This is a genomic window from Marisediminitalea sp. (genome assembly GCF_984433645.1).
The window spans coordinates 1-25,097 of record NZ_CFIDRX010000020.1 but is presented as its reverse complement, the minus strand read 5'-3'; the positions used below and the strand labels follow the sequence as shown (position 1 = coordinate 25,097).

The following is a 25,097-nucleotide window of genomic DNA, read 5'->3' as shown; positions in this document are numbered from 1 at the left end:
ATGGCTGGTACAAAAAAACCGAAGCAGTTAATTGGTGCGCTGGAATGTGCAAATTTGCCGGAATTAGGCATTTATAACCTGACAATGCGTGTCGACACAGGTGCGGCGACCTCGTCATTGCACGTTGACAACATTGAAGAGTTTAAACGCGACGACGAGCGTTGGATTCGATTTGATATTCATCCCGACATCCACGACGTCGCTAAGACAGTGCGTTGTGAATATAAAGTGCTAAGTCAGAAGAAAATTAAAAGCTCCACCGCTACCCGGGAAAAACGCTATGTGATAAAAACCCGGTTAGAACTGGGCAAGCGAGCCTGGAAAATAAAGCTGACACTAACAGACCGTTCAGAAATGACCTATTTGATGCTATTAGGTCGCCAGGCTATGACTGGCAAGTGTATTGTTGATCCCGGGCTGGAATTTTGCGTGTCTACTGCGTCCTGACCGCACAAAAGCCTGCCATATTTAAAATGCAGGCGCTCGCCGTTATATCCGCTATACTGGTCTGAAGAAGTATTGCTGAGAAATAGCCGTGAAGTACGTCAGGATCTGGGTTATTACCCTAACCGTCTCGCTATTCGTGTCTTTTGCACATGCAAAGGACACCTCAGTGGTGCAACAGGAAGATGTTCGAATCCCTCGCCCAGCGCCTGGCACAACAGATATTTACCACTATATTGTCGAATTACTATCTCGGGCATTAGCCGTTACAGAACGGGAATATGGTCAGCTTAAAGTAGTCACTAACCCGGAAACCACGCCCCAGCAACGTCAATTGATGAACCTGTCAAATGGCAATACCGATATCGCCTGGTCGATTACCAGCGAAGAGCGTGAGTCGCGCTACACACCGGTTCGAGTACCTCTTATTGGCGGTCTGTTTGGCTACCGGGTGTTTTTAGTGCGCGCAGATGATAAGCGCTTTAATTACGCCCCTTCATTACCAGACTTAAAGGCCATGACGGCTATTCAGGGCGCCAACTGGCCAGACACTCACATTCTGCAGTTCAACGAGTTTAGCGTGCTTGGTACCTACGGAAGCGGCCATATGCTATTGCATCGCAAAATGGTCGATTATTTCCCGCGTGCTATTCATGAGGTTTCACAGGAATTATTGGAATACCCGCAATTTGCCCTTAACGTCGCCCCACAACTTGCGCTTAAATACGACAATCCGATGTTCTTTTTCGTAAGCAAAAAGCATCCACGCCTGGCAGAACGCCTGACCAAAGGGTTAACGACCCTTTATAACACAGGCGAGATGTTGACCCTGCTGACTCAGCAACCTTTTTATGCAGACGCTGAAGAAATGCTATTTGGACGGGAAATTTACGTTTTGCAAAACCCGCTTCTTACCGAAGAGACCAAAGCGGCCCTCGCGAAGTTTCGTTAAGTTACGCATTTTTTGTCGACTATCGGCATAGAATAATGACGATCCTTCACTATACTCAGATTAGACAGCTGCTCTAAAGGGCCAGTTTTTTCATGTTCAGGCGATTGTTTTTATTAACATTGTTTTCTTTTTTATTACTGCCGATACGCCTATCGGCCAGTGAGCCTGCGCGTAACACCCGCGTCTACATTCCCAATTATGAACCCGGCACTACCGATATCTATCATTATGTAGTTACACTGCTTAATCTCGCGATGGCTCAAACAGAATCAGAGTACGGTCCGGTTCAAATAATCGCAAATCCGGCAGCTACGCCGCAACAACGTCAATTTTTGAATTTGCGGAACGGGCGAACAGACATAATGTGGTCAGTTACCACCTTCGAACGCGAGCAACACCATCATGTAATCCGAATCCCACTTACCGGAGGAATGTTTGGTTACCGTGTTCTGCTGGTCAGTCAGGACAATCCCCTGTTTATTACCGAAATTGCGTTAGACCAGCTAAAGCAACTGAGCGCAGTTCAGGGTAGTGACTGGCCGGATACTGATATCCTCAAGTATCACGGTTTTAATGTGTCGACCAGTGTTTACAGCAGTGCTTTCAAGTTGCTGGACAAAGGCATGGTAGATTACTTTCCCAGAGCGGTGCATGAGGTATTTGAGGAGCTCAGTACGCATCGCGATTTAGCAATTGAAGTGGAAAGCCACATAGCGCTGCAATATCACAATCCTATGTTCTTTTTTGTCAGTGAGCACCGGCCGGAACTTGCTGAACGGCTCGAAGTAGGTCTGCAACGACTCTATGAAAATGGTGATTTACAGCGTCTGCTTTATTCTCAGCACTTTTATATTCGGGCCAGAAATCTGTTAAAGGACAGAACGGTGCACCCGCTGTCAAACCCCCTGTTAACTGAAGAAACCCGTGAGGCTTTGTCCCACTACCCCTCTCCGCTTTCAAGCTCACTTTAAGCACATTTGCCAGTAGCCAACATCTCGCCATACCGAGAACTTATAACCAATACGTTCAAATTGAGCGACTTTTCGCATACCTACTTTTTCATGTAATGCGACACTGGCGGGATTTGGCAGTGTAATTCCCCCCACCACAGTATTAATGTTTAATGCTCGGAGTCTGTCTATAAGTGCTTGATAGAGATATGTTCCGAGTCCTTGCCCAACAGCATGCCGCGCCAGATACACCGTCGACTCGACCGAGAAACGATACGCACTGCGCGCTTTCCATTTTGTAGCGTAAGCATAGCCAACAATTATCGAATCCCGCTCTAGTACAATCCAGGGTAATGACGTAGCTATAACATCATCTATTCTGACTGCCATTTGCGATGCTGTGACGGGTTCTTCTTCGAAAGTTACCGGGGTTTGGACAACATAATAATTGTATATCGATGCAATGGCTTCTGCATCTTCCGAGCAAGCATCTCTTATCACAGGGCTTCCTTCTACCTGCCAGCGTTAAGGGATCTCCAGATTACTGGACTGGTGGCTCCAGTTCCAGCTGTGAGGCAATCAACACTGCCTGAGTGCGGTTGTTAATACCGAGTTTTTTGAAAATGGCAGTAACATGCGCTTTCACCGTAGCCTCGGCAATGTCCAGGTTATAACCAATCTGTTTATTCAACAGTCCGTCGCGCATGTAACACAGCACTTTGTACTGGGAAGGGGTCAGGCTTGATACCTTGTCGGCCAATTCAGAGAACTCTTCGTCAACATCCTGAATTTTTTCACTGATCGACTCAGGTAACCAAATATCGCCATCCAAAATTGACTGAACAGCTTTGGCAATATCGTCGGCACTGGTGGTTTTGGGTATAAAACCCAGCGCACCCACACCCACGATTTTAGAAATGATGGTGGCGTCCTCAGTACCTGATACTACGGCAACCGGTAAGTCGGGATAAAGCTTGCGAATATGCAATAAACCAAAGAGGTCGTTGCTGCCGGGCATGTGCAGGTCCAGCAATAACAAATCGACATCCTGCTTTTGCAGAATGTCGACTGTTGCAGTGAGGTCCCCGGCCTCCAACAAGGTGAGGTCGGGTAATGATAACGATAACGCGCCCTTTAACGCATCGCGGTATAAAGGGTGATCATCGGCAATTAGCAGCGTTATCATTATCTCTCCGTATTACTTGTTAAGACGCTCCTCGATGAGTGTATCAACAACCGACGGATCCGCCAACGTTGAGGTATCACCCAGTTGCTCGTGCTCGTTCGCGGCAATCTTACGCAGAATACGACGCATGATCTTACCTGAACGTGTCTTAGGCAGACCGCGAGACCATTGAATCATGTCTGGCGTGGCGATTGGGCTAAGCTCAGTACGCACCCAAGCGCGAATTTCCTTGGTTAGCGCTTCGTCTGGGTCAACACCTTCGTTTGGTGTGATATACACATAAATGCCCTGACCTTTAATGTCATGCGGGTAGCCAACCACAGCGGCTTCAGCCACTTTAGGGTGTGCCACCAGCGCACTTTCAATTTCAGCAGTCCCCAAACGGTGACCAGACACGTTCAGTACGTCATCAACACGCCCTGTGATCCAGTAGTAACCGTCTTCGTCGCGACGCGCACCGTCACCGGTGAAGTAAACGCCCTTGTAAGCACTGAAATACGTGTTGATAAAGCGCTCGTGGTCGCCGTAAACCGTGCGGGCCTGGCTTGGCCAGCTATCTTTAATTACCAGGTTACCTTCGTTTGCACCTTCAAGCTCATTGCCTTCAGCATCAAACAGTGCAGGCTGAATACCGAACATAGGGCGTGACGCAGAGCCTGGCTTCAACGGTGTTGCACCTGGTAACGGGGTAATCATCATGCCGCCCGTTTCGGTTTGCCACCAGGTGTCCATAATCGGACAACGGCTTTCACCGATAACGCGGTAATACCATTCCCACGCTTCAGGGTTAATTGGCTCACCCACTGAACCCAACAGGCGCAGCGATGACAAATCACAGCCTTCCACCGGCGCATCGCCGTGTGCCATCAGGGCACGGATTGCTGTAGGCGCGGTGTACAGTGAGTTAACTTTGTATTTTTCAACAACCTGAGCAATACGACGTACGTCAGGGTAAGTCGGTACGCCTTCAAAGAAGACCTGCGTGGCACCGTTAATTAACGGGCCATAAACCATGTAACTGTGACCCGTGATCCAGCCCACATCCGCAGTACACCAATAGATGTCATCTTCGCGATAATCAAACGCATACTTGAAGGTCATTGCGGTGTATAACAAATAGCCGCCTGTGGTGTGTACCACGCCTTTTGGTGTGCCGGTAGAGCCTGATGTATACAGAATAAACAGCGGGTCTTCTGCGTTCATCACCTCTGGTTCACACTGGGCAGAACAGTCTTCTACCAGTGCATCCCACCACACATCCACATCGTCATTAAACTCTACGTCGCCACCGGTTAACTTGTGCACGATAACGTTTGTGATAGATGGACACGCACCATTCGCCAATGCACGGTCTACGTTGGCCTTCAGCGGAACACTGCGTCCAGCACGACGACCTTCGTCGCACGTAATCACGACTTTCGCAGAGCTGTCGTTGATGCGGTCGGCGATGGCGTTAGGAGAAAAGCCACCAAAGATAACGGAATGAACCGCACCAATGCGCGCACATGCCAACATGGCATAAGCAGCCTGAGGTACCATTGGCATGTAAACCGCAACACGGTCGCCTTTACCTACACCTAGCTTTTTCAGGCCATTCGCTAACTTACATACTTCATAGTGCAGTTGCTGATAGCTGATTTCTTCACTGTCTTCCGGCGAATCACCTTCCCAGAACAACGCGGTTTTCTTGGCATGCTCAGCCAAATGTCTGTCGATACAGTTATAGCTGGCATTAATCTCGCCATCTTCGAACCATTTAATCGATACTGTACTGGGATCGAAGGTGGTGTTTTTAACTTTTGTTGGTTTTGTGTACCAATCCAGCGTACTGGCATATTCACCCCAGAACCCCTCTGGGTCGTCGACAGACTGCTTATACATTTGATCGTATTGCTCCTGGGTCAAATGAGTCGACGCTTTGATACTTTCCGGAACCGGATAAATCTTGCTGGCAGTCATATGAATTGCCTCCAATTTTCAAATAAATTACAGTGATATGTATTGGTAGATCAATGTAGCTTTTCCTGACCAAAGCAAAATGAGACTTTGGTCTTAGCGAGCGCTAAATTTCTATTTAGTTAAGAAGAACTACTCCCTCAATGTTACGACTTTCGTCTTATAGACCATCCGCTTATTTGCAATTGTTCTAAACTCATCCAAATTAAGAGTCGTTAACTACATTTTTACACTTTTTTTACTAATCATCCAATTCCTAAACAAACGGGACGAGAAAACATGAAACACACATTAAAAAAAGTTACCGGCGCCGTTACCCTGGCATTAACCGGCTTAACCATGGCATCAGCCAATGCCGCTTCACTGGGCTCGACTGAAGTTAAATACACAGGCTACATCAAAGTAGATGGTATCTACAGCGACTACTCGAACGGTGAAGGTCATCCGCTTAATCGTGATTTTTACGTTCCGTCAACCATTGCCGTTGGCAGCGCAGACGATGATATCAGCGGTCGATTCGACGCTCACGCCAGACAATCGCGTTTCCGCCTGACAACGAATACCCCGGTAGACGGCGATGACAGCATCACAGGTGTTTTAGAATTTGATTTCATGGTGACTAAAGGCGACTACGACAACGAGCGTATTAGTAACTCTTACTTACCTCGTATGCGTCACGCATTTTTGAAATATAAAAACTGGCTGGTGGGTCAAACCTGGACTACGTTCATGGACGTGGGTGCGTTACCAGAGTCACTGGACTTTATTGGTACCACTGATGGCATTACCTTTGGCCGTCAGGTCATGGTTCGCTATACCCACGGCGGTCTGGAAGTGGCATTAGAAAACCCTGAAACCACCGTAGTAGGTGTAGGAGCAACCGACGACAACTCTGTGCCGGATATCATTGCGGCCTACACAATGAAACAGGACTGGGGGCATGTAAAAGTAGCGGGTATCTTCCGCCAGTTAGCCTACAACGTAGGTGATATTGACGCGTCTGATACCGGCGCGGGTGTTTCTGTTACCGGTAAAGTGAAGTTAAGCGATACTGACGACATTCGCTTTACCTTCTTTACTGGTACCGGCCTTGGTCGCTATGCAGCCCTGAATGCTGCACAAGGTGCAGTGTATAACGACCAAACTGGTGAATTATCCTCGATCGCATCGACCGGTTATGGTGTTGCGTATCGCCACATGTGGACCGACAAAGCGCGTTCAAGCATCATGTTCTCTGCCTTTGATGCAGATGCTGATGAGGTAACCAAAGTCACAATGGGTGACTACACCGACAAAACCTACAGCGCCCGCGTAAACTACATTTACTCAATGTCTAAAACAATGACGGTAGGTGCTGAATACGCTTATGCGAAACGCGAAACAGACGCCGGACTGGAAGGTGACATGAGTCGCGTACAATTTTCTGCAAAATACGCGTTTTAGTACTACGCTTAATCAGACGGTCAGTTTTCTTCAACTCTGACTGTCTGGTTATGTTCTGTTGTTCCCAATTTGGCCACGCTAGACGTGGCCTTTTTTATACGTGCTATAAACGAAAACCAGACAACAGCAGCAAACCGAAAGGCAACGCGAAAAACACCCCGAGAATATACATCACCCCCAGTATTTTCCGTTTGGCAACCTGTCTTGCAAGCGCAGCAGAAAATACCGGCGGTATTTCGCGTAACCATGGTAAGCCAAAAATAATGGCAACGGCCAATACGTTATACACCAAATGCACCAGCGCTATTTGCAATGCCGGCTCTGCCATTACGCCGGTAATACCCAATGCCGCAATCAACGCCGTAATGCAGGTGCCAATGTTTGCGCCAAGGGTAAACGGGTAGATATCACGGGCGGTCAGTACGCCACTGCCGACTAAAGGTACCATCAACGATGTTGTTGTCGACGAGGACTGCACAAGCACAGTCACCGCTGTGCCTGAAGCAATGCCCGAAACGGGCCCTCTACCGATACTCTTGTACAACAATGACTTCGCACGCCCCACCATCAGCGCTTTCATAATACGTCCCAAAAACGTAATCGACGCAACAATTAGCCCGATACCCAGAATAATCATGATAGCGCCCGCGTAACCGTTGGATAAGTCTCCCAGCAACCACTGCAACTGCTCGTTCACCGGCTTTGTAACAGCCTTGATGGGATTAAAGCCCCCCACAGCCACTGCGGTATCACTATGCATCCAACTCACCAGCCAGCCACTTATGTGCTCCAGTATGCCAAAGAGGACTTCCAGCGGCAGAAAGATAATCACCGCCATAACATTAAATACATCGTGAATAGTGGCTGCCTGAAAGGCCTTTTCGTATTCCCGTTTGTCGTGAATATGCCCCATACTCACAATCGTATTGGTAATGCTGGTGCCCACATTGGCTCCCATCATCATCGGCACAGCCAGTGTGATAGGCAGTCCTCCCGCGACCATCGCCACAATAATCGAGGTAACCGTGCTGGATGACTGAATAAGGGCGGTTGCTAAAATACCGATGATCAAGCCAGTCACAGGATGGCTGGCAAACTCAAACAGCCCTTCGGCGTGGCCTGACGTCATGGTATTGAAGCCATTGCCAATAATAGACACGGCCAGCAGCATAAAGTAAATCAATACGCACAATACCGCCCATTGAGAGCGTTGGGGTTGAGGCGCAACCGTAATATCAACGGCGGGAGAAAGCGTAGGCGAATTCATAAGCAAACAGTGTGGCTAGTTTGCAATCAGCCTACGCAGAGAGTATGACATTTACATGAACCTATCCGGTCAGGAGACACCGGACAGGGCAAATTACAAGCGCGCTTTTTTCAGTCAGCAAAAAAGTACGCTAGCAAGGCTAAAAAGGCATAGGATAACGCTTCATTACCTGCTGAATCTGACGCAGGGTATCGTCAGACAACGTCATATCAAAGGCCTGCACATTTTCTTTCAACTGCTCAAGAGTTGTGCCGCCAATAATGGTAGAGGTTACACCCGGCACCTGATTCACCCAGGCTAATGCCAATTGAGACGGGGTAATACGCGCACGCTGTGCGACTTCTACATACCGCGCCGTGGCCTCATGCGCAGTTTCCGTATTGCGGAATAATCCCTGACGTTGCACGAAGGTCCAGCGGCTGCCTTTCGGACGCTCATCATTCAGGTATTTACCCGAAAGCATCCCGGTTGCCAGTGGCGACCAAGGCAAATAGGCGACATCTTCAAACGCGCAGGTTTCAATAAGATACGGCCAGTCTTTGGCATGCAACAGGCTGAACTCATTTTGAATCGATACCGGCTTGGGCACACCCAGCTCTTCACACAGGTTCAGGTAGGTGTGAATGCCCCACGGCGTATCATCAGACAATCCCCAATGACGTATTTTGCCGCTGTCGATGGCTTTACCGATCCCCTGAACGATGTCGCGCATACCAGCACGCTCTTTTGCTACATCGGTATTTCGGGGATTAGTACGCCACGGCCAGTGCTTGGCAAAATGTGGCGATGTGCGGTTAGGCCAGTGTAACTGGTACACATCAATATAGTCAGTCTGCAAACGCTGTAACGAGGCATCGATGGCCTGCTCAATGGTCGCAGCGGAAATCTCAGACCCCTCGCGAATATAGCGAATACCGCTGCCGGCGATCTTGGTCATTAACACGATATCCTGACGCTTCTGCGGATTGGCGGCCAGCCAGTTTCCGATAAAACGTTCAGTGTCCGCGTAGGTTTGTTCGTTTGGCGGAATCGGATACATCTCGGCGGTATCAATGAAGTTGATCCCTTGGTCGAGGGCCCAGTCGAGCTGTTCGTTGGCGTCTTGTTGTGTATTTTGAATGCCGAATGTCATGGTGCCCAGACATACGCGGGAAACGCGTAAGTCGCTGCTACCCAATAACTCGTATTGCATGTTTAACCTCTGCTTAATCAGGAGGCGAAGTCGATGCGTGTTGCTCCGCCTTGGCGAGACGCCGCTCTATCTGACGGCGGGACTCAACCATTTCATTTGCCAGTTCGGCTAACGACCGAAACTCTGAAAATCCCAGTTTACGGGAGTCGATATGTTGGTATTGTCGCTTACAGCGATAAAAGAACAACATAAAGTTAGCAAATGCCCGGTGAAAGGTCGCGAAACTTTTGACTAACAGTAAAATCAGTGCGACTGATGTCACAATGGCAATACCCGAACCGAATAAAGTAGCGCGTTGTTTTTGCGCTTCAATAACCGGTAATAGTGCGTCATCCAACCGCTGTAGTGCAGCTTCGACATTATGTGCCTGCTCACGGAACTGCCCTCTTAGCCCCTGCGACGCCTGCAGACCGATTTGTTGCCGCAGAGCGACCCACTGCCCCAGCGTATTAATGTACTCATTAACTAACTGCTGATCTTCCTGCAACAGCTGATTCGAGCGCGTAATGGCTTGAGAAAGCTGAGTCAGTTCCGTTAAAGATTCAGCGCGCAGAGTGTGCTGATAATCAACCACAAGAAATTGCAATCTCGACAACTCGACCTGTAGCTGAGGCTCGTATCGCTGGCCCTGAATAAACAGATTCTCGGCATGGCGGTACAGCGTTTTATTCAGGCCCTCGTTGGGCGTCAGTCCCACCTGCTTCATAAGGGTAACGAGTTTAAAGAGCTGCTCGGTGTAAGCCTGAGTGCTCTCTGCAATTTCGCCCACCAGCGATGAAGGTAGCTGATAGGATTTTACTATGTCATCCAAACCGTTTAACGCACTAACAAACTGCGTATGCTGCACGCGAAACTGGGTTAAATAGTCGGGATTCTTCCGCAGCAAAAAGTCTTTTTCATGACGCCGCAGTTGCAGCAAATCCTGTTTTAATTCCTGCAGTTCTTCGCGCTGCTCACTGAGGCCCAGTAACGCTCGATTGAAGTAATGCTGACTCACCACCAGCAAGGTCATGCCGAGCACACATACAGCAGTCATAAACAATAAGCGAAATTTAATCGAATCCCATTTCATAGCAGGCCCTAACGTGTTGCGCAGTGGACCGACGCTATCTCACAAAGATGTCATTTCCATGACAGCAAGCCAGGCATTATTGGTCGTGCTGACAAGTCGTTAAAAAATACTCGTATTGATATATGGCGCTTCAGGTCACCCGGCGAAGCTCCACCGTACCGTCTTGTCTGGTTAAAGCCTCAACAGGAAAATCAAACCGATCGATATCCAGGCAAAGGTGCAAATCCGACTCCGGGTTCCAGGGTTGGTCGGGGTCCAGGAAGCGCGCAGCACAGGGCGATGCCAGCAATTGCGATTTGATATCTTCTGGCACACATGGCTCGCCTAGTAACAAGCTTTTCAGGTATTGCGCGCAAACATCATCTTCTTCGGTGTTTTCTTCCGCTTTCCACCCCATTCTCACTAAGGTCACTACCTCGGGGCGTATACTGCGGATATATTCAGCCGTGGCTTTGGCATTTACCAGAGCGCCCGTTAGCACCATTTTTGCTTTTTTTGCATTGACTAACCCCTGAGTGCCGGCATGGGTTGTGTGCACAATGTACTTTCCCTGCAACGCCTCAGAGGCCAGCTCCGTGGGCGAATTCCCAAAGTCAAATCCCGGTAGTTTTTTCCCTTCACGTTCGCCAATCAGCAATGTCTCAGGTCTTGCAGACTTAAGTTCGAGAGCTTGTTCTATGGCTCCCACCGCAATAATCTGCTGCGGGGCTTGTGCCAGGCAATAACAGGCCACCGAAAACGCGCGAAACACATCAATGATGACCACAACCCCTTCGGCGGTTTGCGCGCCCTCAACAAAATCTGAAACGACGATTTTCATAATCCTACACTCCTGTTAAGTTGGCCAGTTCCAGGCCGGTGCAGTTAATCTGTCCTGACCTGTAATAAGGGTTTGGCCAATCTCCTTCTGCAGGCGAATGGCATTGCACCCCTCGACTCGCTGTAGCAGATTGATAAGCACAGGAGCATGAGAGACCACCCATACCTGAGTTGATTCTGAAGCCTTGACGATCAGGTTCGCAAGCGCAGGCAGTAAATCAGGGTGCAAACTAGTTTCAGGTTCATTAATTACCATCAATGCTGGAGGTCTGGGCGTGAGCAACGCTGCGACCCAAAGTAAGAAGCGCAGTGTCCCGTCGGACAGTTCCTTGCCCGTTAGAGGGCGTAAGAGCCCTTGTTGTCGGAATAACACGCTAAAATGACCGTCCTCGGTAACCTGAACATTCAACGTTGCGCCGGGAAACGCCTCATCAACAGCCTTTGCTAATCCCTCTCCGTCACCAATTTCAATAATGGTTTGCAACGCAGCGGCCAGATCGGCACCGTCGTGACTCAGGGCCAGGGTTCTTGAACCCAATTGTGGCAACCGAGACGGCGCCTCCTGATCCGTTCTGAAATGATCGTAGAATCGCCACTGCTTGATATATTCCCGCAGAGCCATTACTTCAGGAGCCTGACCAGGATCTGCCAGATGCGTAAATATACTTTCATACATTGGCAGATGCTGACAAATGACATTCCAGTTCCGGGCGTGCCGAATTTTGACCAGGTTATCTTTACGTTCTAGCAATGACGATGCAGGGCGATAAAGTTCTCCTTGCCATATGGCTTCACGTTTAATTTCTGGATCCAAATTAAAAGCGCTTGGATAAGGTACCGGTGGCGTAATGCCAAGCGCTACCGCATAGCTGAATTCTGTGCCCGCGAACCCAAGCTTTAGCCGCTTACGACTATTATCATGTGTGCCTTGTATAGCTGCATTACCCCGCTTCATGGCCGCAGAGATAACTTTTGGGCCAGCCCAAAATGTGGAATCCAGTCCGCCCTCGCGAGCCAAAGAGCTGATAACACCGCCCCGTGCGGTTTCTGCCAACAGTCTTAGCGCTCTGTAAATATTTGACTTTCCGCTGCCATTTGGCCCGGTAAGCAAATTCAGGTTACTTAATGGCACAACAATATCCTGCAATGAGCGGTAATTAGTGATTGCCAGCGTATTTAGCAAAATAGCACCCAATTGTTCCGGATCGTTCGTAGGCTAAAAGTCTATCAGTTTTTGAGATAGCTGGCTTGCTAACCCTAAGCAGAGCGAGGATTCACATAAATTAGGTAATATTTTTGCACTCACCACTATCTAGGGTGAAACCCCTATATCCGATTAAAACTCAGCCAGTCAAACTAAACCTGTGTCATCACAAATCGTTGTGATCAAAAAAATTCCCAAGCAGGAGTACGTTATGAAGAAGTTTGCTCTAACTACACTGGCCGCTGCTATGCTGGCAGCCCCAACCAGCCAGGCAATTGCTGACGCCCACATTGGCGAGCAAATGCAATCAACGCTTTCCACTCTGGACGCAGTAAGTTCAGTAATGGCTGTAGTAACTTACGATCAGATGGAACCACTGTCTGAAGCGCAATTAACACAGCTTTTAGGCCTTGGCATCACCGAAGGTGTGCAATTCAAATCATTGCCGATAATCGGTGTGGTAGCGAACAAAGCTCAAATCGAGCAGATTGCTGCAATGGATGGTGTGCGCTCAGTGTTTGCAAACCGTGAAATGACTCTATACAACGCCGATGCACGACAAATTACCGGCGTAGCAGATTTACAGACCACTGACTTCGAACAGCGTAACGGCCTGCAGTATACCGGTAAAGGCGTCACAATCATGGTGCACGATTCAGGTATCGACGCTTCTCACCAGGACCACTTCTTCGGCGATACTGTTGTTGAAAACGTTCAGGCTCTAACGCACGCTCAAGCATTGAGTCTTACCGGTGTTACCGAAGGCCTTATTCTTACTGGCCAGGTAAACACGGATACCAACTCGGGTCACGGTACTCACGTAGCCGGTACAATTGCCGGTAACGGTGCAATGTCTGATGGTAAATATGTTGGTGCTGCACCTGACGCCGACCTTGTAGGCTATGGCTCTGGTGGCGCAGTACTGCTGTTGGATACCTTGGGTGGCTTCGACTTTGCCATCAACAACGTCTACGAGTATGACAGCCCGATCCGAATTATCAGCAACTCATGGGGTTCTAGTGGCAAGTATGATCCACTGGGTCCTGTTTCAGTTGCAACATACAAAGCACACAAGCTGGGTATCATGAGCGTGTTTGCTGCGGGTAACTCTGGTCCGGGTGAAGACTCTCACAACCCATATGCACAGATTCCATGGGGAATTTCTGTTGGTGCCGGTGACAAATTCGGCAAGCTGGCTGGCTTTTCTTCACGTGGTCTGAAAGGCGAATCCGGCGAGTTCACTATGCCTGATGGTACCCAGTGGACTTACAACAACGACGTTACCGTTGTCGCTCCCGGTGTGGACATTATTTCAACACGCTCAGCGACTAACCTTGTATCAAATGGTGGTGACGCGGACGTTGACGCAATCGAAACGCAGTATGTGCCATTTTACACCATGATTTCAGGTACCAGTATGGCCACCCCGCACGTGTCAGGCATTATTGCACTGATGCTGGAAGCGAACCCAAATCTGGACAACCTGACCATCAAAAAGTTACTTCAGGAAACGGCGACTAACATGCCTGGCTATGAGCGCTGGGAAGTAGGTGGTGGATACGTTAACGCGCGTTCAGCTGTAGCCGCTGCGCTTAACTATGACATGAACCATAAAGTGACCGTCAATAACCTGGAAGGTAAAACATTCAATGCCAATGCGCTTGTGTCAGCCGCTGACGAAGAACTGAATGTTGAGTTGTTCTACTCACCAGTGGGTGCACCTGACATACAAACCTTTGAAGTTGGTGAGGACGTTGCTGTAGTTAAAGCTTCTGCAGATACGCTAGCGAACCTGACTAAACTGGTATTGGTTGACCCGGACGGAAACGAGTATTTCGGGAACCTGACAACGCCGGTATTATCTGAAAACATGCGTGTTTCAGCGCCGGGCATGGCGGGAACCTGGGGTGTGTATGTGTACGGCTTAACCTCGCTTTCAGGTGTCCAGGCTGACCCATTGGGCATTACTAACGGACCAGGCTTACCGGAAAATTTTGATGTAACCGTTAGCTTTGAAGTAAGCGGTGGTTATGACGGCCTGGACGACATTGACGGTCATCCTCAACAAGGTGCCATCGAATTTGCAATCAGCAACCGTCTGATGGACTCATTGGGTCGTAACTTCTGGCCAAACAACAATCTGCGTGTAAAAGACTTTGCTCGCTATGCCGTTATGGGCGGAGCAGTTCGTCAGTACCGTGACCTGCTTAACGAGCCTACTCCAGGTGTATCAGCACCGGGGGCAGACAAGCCGTTTGTTGAATCAGTCTCTGTGAACGGTGGCGCTCTGAAAGACGACATACGTACTCAGAACCCTGTACTGCTGGACGCCGCACAAGGTCAGGTTAACGCCTTCGCGACTATGGACAAAACAGACCTGAGCTATGCCATGGTGCAAATGCTGGGTTTACAGGAAGCAGCAGAAGCGTTCGACCCTGCTAACGACATTGTTGTGGACTACAAAGGCCAGACGATCGTCCTGGAAGATCAGCACATGATTCCTGACGAACTGAAAGGCTACGTTCAATTGGCAATTAACCTGTCTTTGATTAACGTTCACTTCGACGTAACGCAAAGCCCATTTGCCTTGGAACCGACTATCACCGCAAGCTTTGCGCCTGATACGAAAATCACCAGAGCACACTATGCTGTATTAGCGGGTCGCATGTTCGACTACTATTACAACTAAAGTCTAAAGCATTTCCACTCCTTTTCTTGAAGGAGTGGAAATATTGGTGTATTTTTAAACAGTCAAGAGAGGTAAATATAATGAAGTACTCTACCCTACCCCGCGCAATAAAAGGTTTTGTTGCAGCGTTTGTGCTGTTTACACCACTTAGCTTTGCACAGGTTGTGCTACCGCAGCAGTTGTCGTTTGACGATAACGAAATCGAAGCCACCATTGCGCTTACTAACGCTATTGAAGTCGATATTAAAGTTGAATTTGATAACGCCGTGGGCCTGAACGCCAGCAACATCGACATTAGCGCAGAGCTTCTGTTACCTACCGATTTATCCATTGTTAACCGCCTGCCGTCGTCACTTGTGACAGCAACAAGCGGTTTCCCGGTGGTAATTTCTATTTCGCCGAAGCCGGATGCCGGTTTTGCCTTCGAAGGCATGGCAATGGTAGAGATATACACCAAAGCATTACATTTTAACCCGGCACTACGTATTTTCCGCTCGCATGCCAACGGCGAATTTGAGGATATTACTCAGCTCACCGCCGCAGGCAGTATCCGTTCTCGCGGAAACACAGGTAGCTTTTCTGATTTTATGATTTTAATGGACCTGCGTATCCCCGAAAACGTTATTGACACGAAATTCGCTCGGATAGAACAGTTTATTGCCGACCATTCTTCGCAAATTTCGCCGGTTATCATGTCGGCACTGAACGCCCAGCTTAACTTCTTGCAGGACGACATCACCAATGCCGACTACATCGCTGCATTGAGTGTGGTCGACACCTTGATCGACTTGGTTGAAAGCTGTAACGGTGACTTTATGGCCGATGTATGGCGCTCTTCTGACGACCTGGTTAACGTGAAAGGCGAGTTACTTACCAAGCTACATACCTTGCGGTTTAGTTTGCGAACGCTGTAATCCCGGACATCATGTTATGCCGTTGCAACTTGCTTATGCCAATGAACAGGGTGTTATAACAGAACACCTGATGTTTGAAGGAACGTCCTACAAATTAGGGCGTTCCAGTCAGGCAGATATTGTTATCAGACATCCTCAAATTTCGCGGATTCATGCCACGATTAAAACCGATGCAGATAACGATGTTTCTAACTGGACCATCGACGACACCAGCAGCACGGGCTGTTTTGTGGGTGGTAGAGCAGTGAAACATGAAACCTTACCAGACAACACCCTGATGTTTCTCGGCCCGGTGCCCTGTCAGTTAAAACGCCTCAGTATGAGCGACCTCGCTCAACAGGACAGTGTTTACTTCTGGCGTAAACAACAACTGCGCCAGTTTGAAAAGACCATCTACCAATCTCACGATACCTCATCGATGCTCGACGTTGCTCGTCATTCGATGACACAGACACTGGGCTGTGAGCGCGCAGCATTACTCTTGTTCGACGAGCAACAGGATATCGGTTCTGCTATTGGCCATGAAGATTGGATGGATACCCAGCAGTTCAGCGGAAGTCGTACCGTAATAAAACATGCTATAGAAACCCGCCAGCCAGTGGCGGTTGGTGATTTACAAGCAGATCACCAGTTCAGTGCACAACAGAGTGTTATTCGATACGGGCTGAAGGCAGCCCTCTGTGTGCCCGTCATTGCAGAGGACCGGGTTATCGGCGTACTTTATGGCGATAACACCCAGGGCAGGCAATATTTCACCCATACGGACGTTAAGTTGACACAGTTACTTGCAAATATGTTGTCATTACGTTTGTTATTCCACTCCATAGAACATAATATTTCTTTAGTGACAGAAATTTAGCGATGCGCCACAGGCGCAAAGTAGGAGTGGGTACGTGTCGGGTTCGGATGTTACGAACGAACAGGATCTTGCAACTCAGCAGTTGCACGACGTTCGGGTGCTCCCCGAAGGCTTACAGCTGGTCAATCGCTTCACCATCAAAAAACAACTGGGTGGCGGGGCGCAGGGTCATGTTTATCAGGTGTTCGATGAGCTCCTAGAAATAGACGTCGCCATAAAACTGCTGCCCACTCAATTAAGCGCGCCTCAACAACTCGACCAAATCCGCCACGAAGTCAATCTGGCCCGCCAATTACAACACCCCAATATTGTTCGGGTACACGATGTATTCAGCGACAACCATTCGCTGTTTTTCACCATGTCTTTGATCGAAGGCGAACCTTTACTGGCCCGCATACAACGACCCGTTTCGGTAGAGGAATACCAGCGTTGGGCAGGCCAGTTGCTTGATGCTATTGCAGTATGCCAGCACCAGGGGATTTTTCATGGCGACATTAAACCCGATAACCTGCTGATCAATAGTCACAATGACTTAGTGCTTATCGATTTCGGTATTGGTCAGCAACATAGCCATCCCAAGCCTCAAACCAGTGGGCACAGTGAATATGCTGCCCCGGAAGTACTGCATAGCGGCATTACCAGCCAGACCGCCGATCTCTACAGTGTCGGTATTGTGCTGAAACACATCATCGACAGTGTCAAACCAACGCAGAACGATGCCACAAAGCCACCCCAGCATTGGTATGACGAGCAACATGCTTTTCTGGCTTCATTAACCCATGAGCATGCCAGCCAGCGTCCGTCTACAGATGATGCACTGACAGCCTGGCACGATATGATCAATGCCAAAGACACTCAAGAAGCCTCCTCTTCAAAGGTAAAATGGCCTTTGGTAAGTGGTGTATTACTGGTCGTGTTGGTCGCCCTGGCCGCAAGCTTGTTTTGGCCTTCGTCGGTTGCTATACCTGATAAAACCCTGCGCGTAGGACTGGTTACACAACAAACCTATGCCCCAACTACCCTGTTGGCCAACTTACTCTCTTACCCGGTAGAAGCGTCAGACAGCATTGCGCTTGCGGAGCGCAGGCCAATAGAACAATTGGTCGCCAATCTCGGTCTTTCACCGGTCCAATCTGCCGATGACCGCACTACATTGAGCACGACACTGGGTCTCGATATTTTGCTACTGTTAGATGCAGCGCCGTTGTCAGACTCAGAATATCAGGTCTCCGTGGCGGGTGTGTTGATGCCTGCCAACCAGTACCTGTTTGAAGTGAGCCGGACAGTGAAAAACGATGCACTGGGCGAAGGTGTTGCCGCCATGGGTACGCAAATCACTGAACTATTACTCAATGCAATTAATCAGCCCGGAGCCGCTCCTGATCTAAGTTATCTCGACAACATTGCGTCAGCCATTAACGACCCAATTGATATTTCCCCCGAAGCACACATTGCACGCTTGCAAAAGCAATCCCCTGACTACCCTGGTGGCTGGTTGAAAGGTGCCGAACTGGCATTGCAAAAAGGAGACTACAGCGCTGCACAACAACAGCTGTCGGCGTTATTTGCACTTAACAACAGCAGCGAGTACTGGCAACTGCGCGGCAAAGTCCTGCAAGCCGAGCTCACCGATGATCTTGATCTTGCGGTGCAAGCCAGTGATCGTCTGTTATCGCTCTATCCAAAGCATACCGAAGTCCTCTATTTGGGTGCACAAATTGCCCAGTGGGCAGACGACCCGCGCAAAGCCATGTCGCTGTATCAGCAAGCGCTGGCCATTAATCAGAACAACCCGCAGTTGTGGTTCGAGCTGGGTCGCCTAAAAATCATTCAGGGCGATATCAATCACGCGGTCACCGAAGAGCTGACACAGGCGTTGATAGCTGCCCGGCGGCTCGGCGATACCCTGGCTGAGGGGTTAATTTTAAATGCCTTCGGTGTAGCGCATCTGCGCCTGGCTGATTACCCGCAAGCCGAGCGTTATTTCAGTGATGCGCTGGCACTGCGTGACGCCGACAGTGTGCCGGAAGACAGGGCGACAACACTGGCCAATCTGGCCAATGTGGCCGCGATTAACGGACATTTTGAAAGAGCAGAGACCGCGCTGCAAGAAGCGTCGATGCTGTTAAGTCAGCTTGGTAACATTGCTAAACAAGCACATATTCTGGATACCCTTGGCTTTTTGTACGAAGAGAAAGGGCGATATCAACAAGCCCTGAAATACTACAAACAGGGGCTGGATTTGCGCACGCAACTGGACGACACTGCCAAACAGGCCGAAAGTATGTCGAACGTCGCTTACATGCATTTTCTGTTGGGTGATTACTCACTGGCTGATATTTACTGGAATCAGGCGCTCAACCAGTTCGAACGCATTAACGATCAGGTGCATCTCATGCGCACTCACCAAAACCTGGCGCTAATGAGTATGGTGAAAGGCGACCGGCGCGCGGCAGCGAAACACCTCATTAAGGTGGATACAAACATATCGCCGAGCCAAACCCAGGAGCAGATGATAAACCAGCTGTTTTACTCTTATCTGAATTTCGCACAGGGCAAGCTCACTGAAGCGACCCGAAATGTGAACGAAGCGCATAAGCTCGCCGAAACCTCTAACGACAGCCGCGCACTGATAGAAGTGTATTTGTGGCACGGCGAGATGTGTCTGCGCATTGCAGACTGGCAATGCCTGGCTAATCAACTCAGCGTTGTGGAGCCTCTGGTTTCCGATGATATGCTCGAGTACGCCACGGTGTTTGGCTGGCTGTCTAATGCCTTAGCACTTGAAGTGGGGCAAGTAGACAGAAGTGAATTACAGCCCTTTATCGACAACCTGCCTCTGGGTCAGATCCCGCTTACGGTAGAGCTAAAAGTACTCTTAGATTTGCAGGAGAGACTTCGACTCTCACCAACGAGCAAGCTAATGACAAGGGCGAACGAATTGGCTAAGCCAATTTACTACCAGTCTTACATGCAGTGGCTATACTTAAACAGTGAGCTGGATATCGAGGCACTCAGAAAGTTAAAAGCGCAGCTTCAGGGTCACCCTGAGCATTGGCGTAATCATCTGTATTTGACGCGCTTTACCGACGAATATTCTCAGCAACAACAGCGATTAGCACTGCAGAACTGGCTCAGCCAACTCAGTGAAACTCAGGCAAAACAATACGAGGCCCACTACTTTTGAAACGCAGCGATGACGAGCAGGCCGCACTGATAGAAAGAATTCGGCAGCAGCAGGACGAACTCAAACGCCGCCTTGACGAAGAGCAAATCAATTTACGTGAACTGGCGCGTCGCCTCTGGGCCCAGCAAGAAAGTGAAAAAGCCCGCTTGTCGCGAGAACTCCACGACGGAGTTGGCCAGTTACTGACAGGGCTCACCCGGCGTTTGCAAGGCATAGCTGACACCGATCCGCAATTTCAGGAATTACACGATATCGCCGAAATGGCATTGGCCGATGTGCGTCAGTTGTCGCGTATGATGAGTCCGACCATTCTGGATGATCTAGGCCTGAAACCCGCGCTTAAATGGCTTTGCCGAAACCTGTTTGCCGCCGAGGATATGAATTACGCTTGTGATATCACCCTGAAAAGTGATATTCCTAAAGAGCGGGCAATTTTGGTGTTCCGTATTGCACAGGAAGCATTGGTGAATGCATTAAAGCACAGCCAGGCCGACACAATTACACTCAACCTTGGCCAGCATCATCAGGTAATACGGTTAGATATTATCGATAATGGCGTAGGTTTCGACAGCGAAAACGTAGAGCGGGGAATAGGCATGTCCAGCATGTTGGACAGGGCCAGTGCATTTGATGCCGAGTTAACGATACAGGCTCGCCCCCAGCAAGGCACACACATCACATTAACGGTAGCGTTATGACAATAAAAATAGTGCTGGCAGACGATCACGTACTCATGCGACAAGGTCTTAGCCAGGTATTAAATGCCGACCCTGGCATTGATGTTATTGGTGAATGCGGCGATGGTGTCGAACTCATCGAGCAGGTCATTAAACTCCGACCCGACGTTGTTGTTATGGATATCTCCATGCCAAAGATGAGCGGTCTGGTGGCTATCGATAAACTACTTAGCCAGCGTCCTGACTGTAAGATTCTGGTGCTGTCGATGCACAACGAACTCGAATACATTGAGGCAATGCAGGATGCCGGTGCCAAAGGCTACGTATTAAAAGAATCATCCAGCGATGTTCTGATAGACGCCATCCGCAGTATTTATCACGGCCGGACCGCCTTCATAGCTGCTCAGCCTGGCAGCGACCAGGAGAAACCATCCCGTGCAAGCCCTATTACCGCCTTGACCCGGCGCGAGCGTGAAGTCTTCTTTCTGGTCGCCGCAGGCAATACCAGCAAGCAGATCGCCGAATTACTCACCATGAGTTTGAAAACGGCTGAAAACCATCGAAGCAATATCTATAAGAAACTGAATGTAAGCAGTTCAGCTGAGCTAATCCGACTGGCAGGCAAAGCTGGCCTGCTGGAATAGCCTTCCCCTAAAAAGGAAAAGGCCAGCTAAGCTGGCCTTTGGGGTACACGATGAACTATTTTGCAAGAATGGGTCATCGTTGAGGAGCGGGTATTACAAGTTATTGAAGTTCGTTACTGAGAACGCTGCTTCGCCACGAGTCACTTCATTCGCTGGGTTAAAGCGGGCATGGAGTGTAGGCTCAAAATCAAATGGCCCCTGCGTGGTATATACTTCTACTGTCATCAGACCTGCAGCCAGTGCTTGCTGAACATGTCCGCGTAGTTCTGGTGCAATCAAGTGTGAATCTTCCAGCTCAATCGCTTCACCGAACACAATTGCTGTTACAGTATCAGCCGGGTCAAATGCTGCAGCTTCGGCTTCCAGGCCAAGGGCCTGAACCAGAGAGTAAGCCAGGTCTTCTTTGCTAACTGTGCCCTGCGGGTTGAAGCTACCAGAACCTGCGTCAGTCATAACTGCAGCGTCTGTCATCTCAAGGTCAGACAATACGCCGCCTTTCGTTGTCGCAGAGTTAATCGCTGCATTGAAGTGGCTGCTGCTTGTATCAGTAAACTGAGATACGTTGCCGTTTTGCGCCTGACGAAGATTTGCAGACAGTGTCAATGTGTCGGCCAGCTCTTCACGAGTCAGATGGGCATCCGGCGCAAAGCCATCGCTACGAGCATCCATCAGCTGTTTGCTTACTACATTTTCAATAAACGATTGTGCCGGATGGCCTACCGCGTCATCGATACCTGAGAAGCCAGACGTTTCCAGCAAACGGATATTAACTTCTACCGTGCCTGGAATACCTACACCGTTGGTCACACCAAGCGGATCTACCGATACGCCGCTAATGCTACCAATGCCGCGAGCATATAATTTCCACGTTCCTGCCATGCCTGGAGCAGATGTACCTACGGAAGAGCCAAGCACAGGTAGACCAATACCAGAACCGTAACGGTTGCCGTCAGGATCTTCCAGAACGAATGCGACAGCGTTTTCGATTGAGGCGCTGGCTACCACCATCGATACATCGCCACCTACTTCAAAGGTCTCGGTTGGTGACTCACCTACCGGCAGATAGGTCGCTTCCAAAGTAAACGCATCGCCTTCGGTAACGTTCGCAAAGCCGTTGAATTCACGATCTTTCTTCACTGTGTCACCAAACACATCAACACCATCAACTACCGCTCTTACAGCAGCATGCGCATTGATATAACCTGCACCTACTTCCCAGGCTTCACGAGCAGCCATAGGTGTAGCGGTTTCTTGTACAATGTGCTTCACTTCACGCCAGGTCAGCGTTGGGTCAGCTTCAAGCATCAGCGCGACAATACCTGACACATGCGGTGCAGCCATAGACGTACCGCTTGATACGGTGTAATACGGCAAGTGCTGCGGTTCGATCATTTCTGCATCGTCTGTCGCACTTAACGCACCTAAACTGGATAGAGAATCGCGTGCCGAGATGACATCTACACCCGGAGCGGTAACAGTTGGGCGGTCTTCCCAAGTGTAGACCTCACCATCGACAACGACTTCTCCACCCTTGCCGCTAACACCACGAGAACTGAAATCAGCCAGCTCGCCGTTTTTGTCACCAGCGGCAACGGTAATGACCCAAGGCGCTTTTTTGAAGTTCCCGGTAATCGTTGACTCACCAGAGCCCGAGTTACCCGCTGAGAACACGGTAATTACGCCGCGATCAGCCAACATTTTGGTTGCGATGTTTGTCGGATCGTCAGGGTTAAATTCTGTACCAACATCACCGGTGCTACCGAATGAGTTGGAGATTACGCGAATGTTGTAGGTAAATTGGTGTGTCAGCGCGTAGTCAAAGCCACCAATTGTGTCCAGAATAAACAGACCTGCTCCAGAGCCATAACCGACAATGTCGGCACCCGGTGCAACGCCAGCATGTAAGCCAGAGCTCATTGCGCCATTGCCGCCTACTGTGCCCGCTACGTGCGTACCGTGCCCACCCAGGATATCGGTGTTGATAACGTCTTCCTGATAAGTGACCGGCAGAATACCACTAAAGCTGGCAAGGTTAGTTTGTGCAAGTACGTTCTGTACAACATGGTCAGGGAAAGCCAGGTCGCCGTGGGTACCATCGATACCTGAGTCGTTAACCACAACGCCAATGCCGCGGCCAGAGTATGGGATGCCATTGTTACGCAGACTTTGATCTGCCTGCATAGCTTTCACGCCAGTAATTTGCGTTGATTCATAGTTTTCAAATGTCAGCTCGTCGTTGTTCCATACCGAAACAACGTCGTCTCGCTGATACAGCGCTTCAACCTGCGCTTTAGTGGCCATTACACCTACAATTGGCATACTTTGCATGCTGATACCGGTACCAATGCCCAGCTCAGTCAGTGCATTAATTTGTTCTGCTGTCGGTGCGCCGTTACCGTTAAATGTAACAATTACCTGATGCAGTTCGGTTGGAGCCTCGGCAAGATTTGCAGCCAGGTCAGCGTCGAAAGTCTTTGCGTTTACGAATGAAGCAGGAAGCGCAAGCGCTACTGCAGAAGCTAACAGAGTTTTACGATTTAACAGTTTCATGATCTTCACCTCTTGTCATGGTTACGGGTTTAGTATTGAGCAAAACCTGTACTGCCTCTATGGGGAGTTCCCCCTATAACGCGCCTATTTTTTACATTTAATTAACACGCTGAGTGTGGGTTGGAGGTGACGATACGATCATGACGCTTCATCCAATTTTAATGAACATATCTCAACGCTGCTGGAATGGCTGAACACCAGCAGTGCTGCTGGTATTCGTTACCTATTTTATTGATAGGGGCTTCTGTAACAGTAAACAGCAAAACTCAACATTCCCAATAAACAGGATTTCGGAAAGGAAAAAATGACGAGTTAAAAAACAGGCAAAAAAAAGCCCTCAAACTGAGGGCTAAAATGAAGAAGAGGAACACGAGAACTCCTTCATGAGAGCTATTTACGGCGACGTCTTAATCCAACCATCGCGCCCAACCCAGCCAACAGCAAGCCCAAAGAGCCGGTTGTTGACACCGCAGGTGTATTTTCTTCGAGTACCGTTGCCGTTAACTGAAACAACCCGTCTGTACAGAACATGTTGTCGTTATCGTAATAACAGGTATCGTTTGAACCATAGCCGAACTGCCCGGTAAGAATGTTCACTTCACCGACGGTGACCTGAAAACCTTCGTCTGGGTTATCACCAAATATCAAATTGTCGGTTGTAAACGAGAAACTATCCGTATTCGACAAATCCGCTATCCCAGCATTGAACGAATATGTGGGCCCATCCATAGCAACAAGTAAATCAAGCAATGCATTGCTACTATCGTTGTAAACAAAGTAGCCGCCAATCCTATGAGCATCGCTGAATGTTTGAGTATTAAAATCATACCTAATCACTCCAGCTGTAGCGCTTGCAGACATCATTAATAGCGACATTAAAACAACAGACTTCATCTCACACCTCGGATACTGTTGAAAGGTTGCTTTAAATTTAGACAATGAAGGGAGGTTTCGGTATAGGGGTTTACCCCTAGTTGGCAAAATAGCGTGGTTTATTTTGACGGATAAAGCGCATTGGTGGCTTTAGTAGAGATATAGTGTCGGAATTTGAATACAAAAAACAAAAAAGGCCGCTTGCGCGACCTTTTTCAG

Annotated in this window: 20 protein-coding genes; 10 read left to right on the top strand and 10 right to left on the bottom strand. The window is 49.1% G+C overall.

The genetic code is table 11. The features are described from left to right. From AC4MRN_RS04705 to AC4MRN_RS04695, 3 genes are all read left to right on the top strand, one after another. Complete coding sequence (locus AC4MRN_RS04705) at positions 1-447, top strand: ATP-dependent zinc protease family protein (RefSeq protein ID WP_073325127.1); 447 nt, start codon at positions 1-3, stop codon at positions 445-447. An 88-nt stretch (positions 448-535) separates the two neighbouring features. Beyond that, complete coding sequence (locus AC4MRN_RS04700) at positions 536-1,396, top strand: hypothetical protein (protein WP_491202638.1); 861 nt, start codon at positions 536-538, stop codon at positions 1,394-1,396. A gap of 362 nt (positions 1,397-1,758) precedes the next feature. Continuing rightward, positions 1,759-2,367: a hypothetical protein gene (locus AC4MRN_RS04695; RefSeq protein ID WP_491202637.1), complete on the top strand. Its 609-nt coding sequence runs from the start codon at positions 1,759-1,761 to the stop codon at positions 2,365-2,367. Here AC4MRN_RS04695 and AC4MRN_RS04690 read toward each other — a convergent pair. From AC4MRN_RS04690 to acs, 3 genes are read right to left on the bottom strand one after another with little or no spacing between them, the layout of a single operon-like run. After that, the gene (locus AC4MRN_RS04690) at positions 2,359-2,847 is read right to left on the bottom strand and encodes a GNAT family N-acetyltransferase (RefSeq protein WP_491202636.1); all 489 of its coding nucleotides are present in this window, start codon (positions 2,845-2,847) and stop codon (positions 2,359-2,361) included. The genes AC4MRN_RS04695 and AC4MRN_RS04690 overlap by 9 nt on opposite strands. Before the next feature lie 40 nt (positions 2,848-2,887). After that, on the bottom strand, positions 2,888-3,532 hold the full coding sequence (locus AC4MRN_RS04685; protein WP_073325123.1) for a response regulator: 645 nt from the start codon (positions 3,530-3,532) through the stop codon (positions 2,888-2,890). Between the two features lie 12 nt (positions 3,533-3,544). Beyond that, positions 3,545-5,491, bottom strand: coding sequence for an acetate--CoA ligase (gene acs / locus AC4MRN_RS04680; RefSeq protein WP_491202635.1), 1,947 nt, complete (start codon positions 5,489-5,491; stop codon positions 3,545-3,547). A gap of 276 nt (positions 5,492-5,767) precedes the next feature. Between acs and AC4MRN_RS04675 the strand changes: the two genes are divergently transcribed. Next, the gene (locus AC4MRN_RS04675; RefSeq protein ID WP_490402335.1) at positions 5,768-6,931 is read left to right on the top strand and encodes a DcaP family trimeric outer membrane transporter; all 1,164 of its coding nucleotides are present in this window, start codon (positions 5,768-5,770) and stop codon (positions 6,929-6,931) included. 103 nt (positions 6,932-7,034) lie between these two features. On the opposite strand, the gene AC4MRN_RS04670 is transcribed toward AC4MRN_RS04675, so the two are convergent. From AC4MRN_RS04670 to AC4MRN_RS04650, 5 genes are all read right to left on the bottom strand, one after another. Next, positions 7,035-8,198 carry a Na/Pi symporter gene (locus tag AC4MRN_RS04670; protein ID WP_491202634.1) on the bottom strand — a complete coding sequence of 388 codons (1,164 nt, stop codon included), beginning with the start codon at positions 8,196-8,198 and terminating at the stop codon, positions 7,035-7,037. A 139-nt stretch (positions 8,199-8,337) separates the two neighbouring features. Continuing rightward, a complete protein-coding gene (locus AC4MRN_RS04665; RefSeq protein ID WP_155013562.1) occupies positions 8,338-9,390 on the bottom strand; it encodes an aldo/keto reductase in 1,053 nt (350 codons plus the stop codon). A 13-nt stretch (positions 9,391-9,403) separates the two neighbouring features. Then, entirely contained in the window at positions 9,404-10,462 is a 1,059-nt protein-coding gene (locus AC4MRN_RS04660; protein WP_487966436.1) for a chemotaxis protein, read from the bottom strand. Between the two features lie 130 nt (positions 10,463-10,592). Then, complete coding sequence (locus AC4MRN_RS04655) at positions 10,593-11,282, bottom strand: 2-phosphosulfolactate phosphatase (RefSeq protein WP_491202633.1); 690 nt, start codon at positions 11,280-11,282, stop codon at positions 10,593-10,595. A 15-nt stretch (positions 11,283-11,297) separates the two neighbouring features. Next, positions 11,298-12,464: an AAA family ATPase gene (locus tag AC4MRN_RS04650; protein WP_491202632.1), complete on the bottom strand. Its 1,167-nt coding sequence runs from the start codon at positions 12,462-12,464 to the stop codon at positions 11,298-11,300. A gap of 232 nt (positions 12,465-12,696) precedes the next feature. Between AC4MRN_RS04650 and AC4MRN_RS04645 the strand changes: the two genes are divergently transcribed. The 6 genes from AC4MRN_RS04645 to AC4MRN_RS04620 all read left to right on the top strand — a co-directional run bounded on the left by AC4MRN_RS04645 (position 12,697) and on the right by AC4MRN_RS04620 (position 21,455). Next, the gene (locus tag AC4MRN_RS04645; RefSeq protein ID WP_491202631.1) at positions 12,697-15,174 is read left to right on the top strand and encodes a S8 family peptidase; all 2,478 of its coding nucleotides are present in this window, start codon (positions 12,697-12,699) and stop codon (positions 15,172-15,174) included. 80 nt (positions 15,175-15,254) lie between these two features. Then, on the top strand, positions 15,255-16,088 hold the full coding sequence (locus tag AC4MRN_RS04640) for a DUF6689 family protein (protein ID WP_490402330.1): 834 nt from the start codon (positions 15,255-15,257) through the stop codon (positions 16,086-16,088). A 16-nt stretch (positions 16,089-16,104) separates the two neighbouring features. Further along, on the top strand, positions 16,105-16,947 hold the full coding sequence (locus tag AC4MRN_RS04635; protein ID WP_491202630.1) for a GAF domain-containing protein: 843 nt from the start codon (positions 16,105-16,107) through the stop codon (positions 16,945-16,947). Between the two features lie 34 nt (positions 16,948-16,981). Next, the gene (locus tag AC4MRN_RS04630) at positions 16,982-20,134 is read left to right on the top strand and encodes a protein kinase domain-containing protein (protein ID WP_491202629.1); all 3,153 of its coding nucleotides are present in this window, start codon (positions 16,982-16,984) and stop codon (positions 20,132-20,134) included. Beyond that, on the top strand, positions 20,131-20,832 hold the full coding sequence (locus AC4MRN_RS04625; RefSeq protein WP_073325112.1) for a sensor histidine kinase: 702 nt from the start codon (positions 20,131-20,133) through the stop codon (positions 20,830-20,832). Before AC4MRN_RS04630 ends, AC4MRN_RS04625 begins: the two co-directional genes overlap by 4 nt. After that, positions 20,829-21,455, top strand: coding sequence for a response regulator (locus AC4MRN_RS04620; RefSeq protein ID WP_073325111.1), 627 nt, complete (start codon positions 20,829-20,831; stop codon positions 21,453-21,455). Before AC4MRN_RS04625 ends, AC4MRN_RS04620 begins: the two co-directional genes overlap by 4 nt. Positions 21,456-21,548: 93 nt before the next feature. Here AC4MRN_RS04620 and AC4MRN_RS04615 read toward each other — a convergent pair whose 3' ends face one another. Together AC4MRN_RS04615 and AC4MRN_RS04610 are read right to left on the bottom strand one after the other, a co-directional pair. Beyond that, positions 21,549-24,005, bottom strand: a complete 2,457-nt coding sequence (locus AC4MRN_RS04615; protein ID WP_491202628.1) for a S8 family serine peptidase — start codon at positions 24,003-24,005, stop codon at positions 21,549-21,551. 390 nt (positions 24,006-24,395) lie between these two features. Then, a complete protein-coding gene (locus AC4MRN_RS04610) occupies positions 24,396-24,899 on the bottom strand; it encodes a hypothetical protein (protein WP_491202627.1) in 504 nt (167 codons plus the stop codon). Positions 24,900-25,097 lie beyond the last annotated feature (198 nt).

Excerpts from the sequence above, each read along its gene's own strand:
- AC4MRN_RS04695 (WP_491202637.1), top strand. The coding sequence starts at position 1,759 with ATGTGGTCAGTTACCACCTTCGAACGCGAGCAACACCATCATGTAATC.
- AC4MRN_RS04610 (WP_491202627.1), bottom strand. The coding sequence starts at position 24,899 with ATGAAGTCTGTTGTTTTAATGTCGCTATTAATGATGTCTGCAAGCGCT.
- AC4MRN_RS04685 (WP_073325123.1), bottom strand. The coding sequence starts at position 3,532 with ATGATAACGCTGCTAATTGCCGATGATCACCCTTTATACCGCGATGCG.
- AC4MRN_RS04705 (WP_073325127.1), top strand. The coding sequence starts at position 1 with ATGGCTGGTACAAAAAAACCGAAGCAGTTAATTGGTGCGCTGGAATGT.
- AC4MRN_RS04645 (WP_491202631.1), top strand. The coding sequence starts at position 12,697 with ATGAAGAAGTTTGCTCTAACTACACTGGCCGCTGCTATGCTGGCAGCC.
- AC4MRN_RS04660 (WP_487966436.1), bottom strand. The coding sequence starts at position 10,462 with ATGAAATGGGATTCGATTAAATTTCGCTTATTGTTTATGACTGCTGTA.
- AC4MRN_RS04675 (WP_490402335.1), top strand. The coding sequence starts at position 5,768 with ATGAAACACACATTAAAAAAAGTTACCGGCGCCGTTACCCTGGCATTA.
- acs (WP_491202635.1), bottom strand. The coding sequence starts at position 5,491 with ATGACTGCCAGCAAGATTTATCCGGTTCCGGAAAGTATCAAAGCGTCG.
- AC4MRN_RS04615 (WP_491202628.1), bottom strand. The coding sequence starts at position 24,005 with ATGAAACTGTTAAATCGTAAAACTCTGTTAGCTTCTGCAGTAGCGCTT.
- AC4MRN_RS04640 (WP_490402330.1), top strand. The coding sequence starts at position 15,255 with ATGAAGTACTCTACCCTACCCCGCGCAATAAAAGGTTTTGTTGCAGCG.
- AC4MRN_RS04620 (WP_073325111.1), top strand. The coding sequence starts at position 20,829 with ATGACAATAAAAATAGTGCTGGCAGACGATCACGTACTCATGCGACAA.
- AC4MRN_RS04670 (WP_491202634.1), bottom strand. The coding sequence starts at position 8,198 with ATGAATTCGCCTACGCTTTCTCCCGCCGTTGATATTACGGTTGCGCCT.
- AC4MRN_RS04635 (WP_491202630.1), top strand. The coding sequence starts at position 16,105 with ATGCCGTTGCAACTTGCTTATGCCAATGAACAGGGTGTTATAACAGAA.
- AC4MRN_RS04665 (WP_155013562.1), bottom strand. The coding sequence starts at position 9,390 with ATGCAATACGAGTTATTGGGTAGCAGCGACTTACGCGTTTCCCGCGTA.
- AC4MRN_RS04655 (WP_491202633.1), bottom strand. The coding sequence starts at position 11,282 with ATGAAAATCGTCGTTTCAGATTTTGTTGAGGGCGCGCAAACCGCCGAA.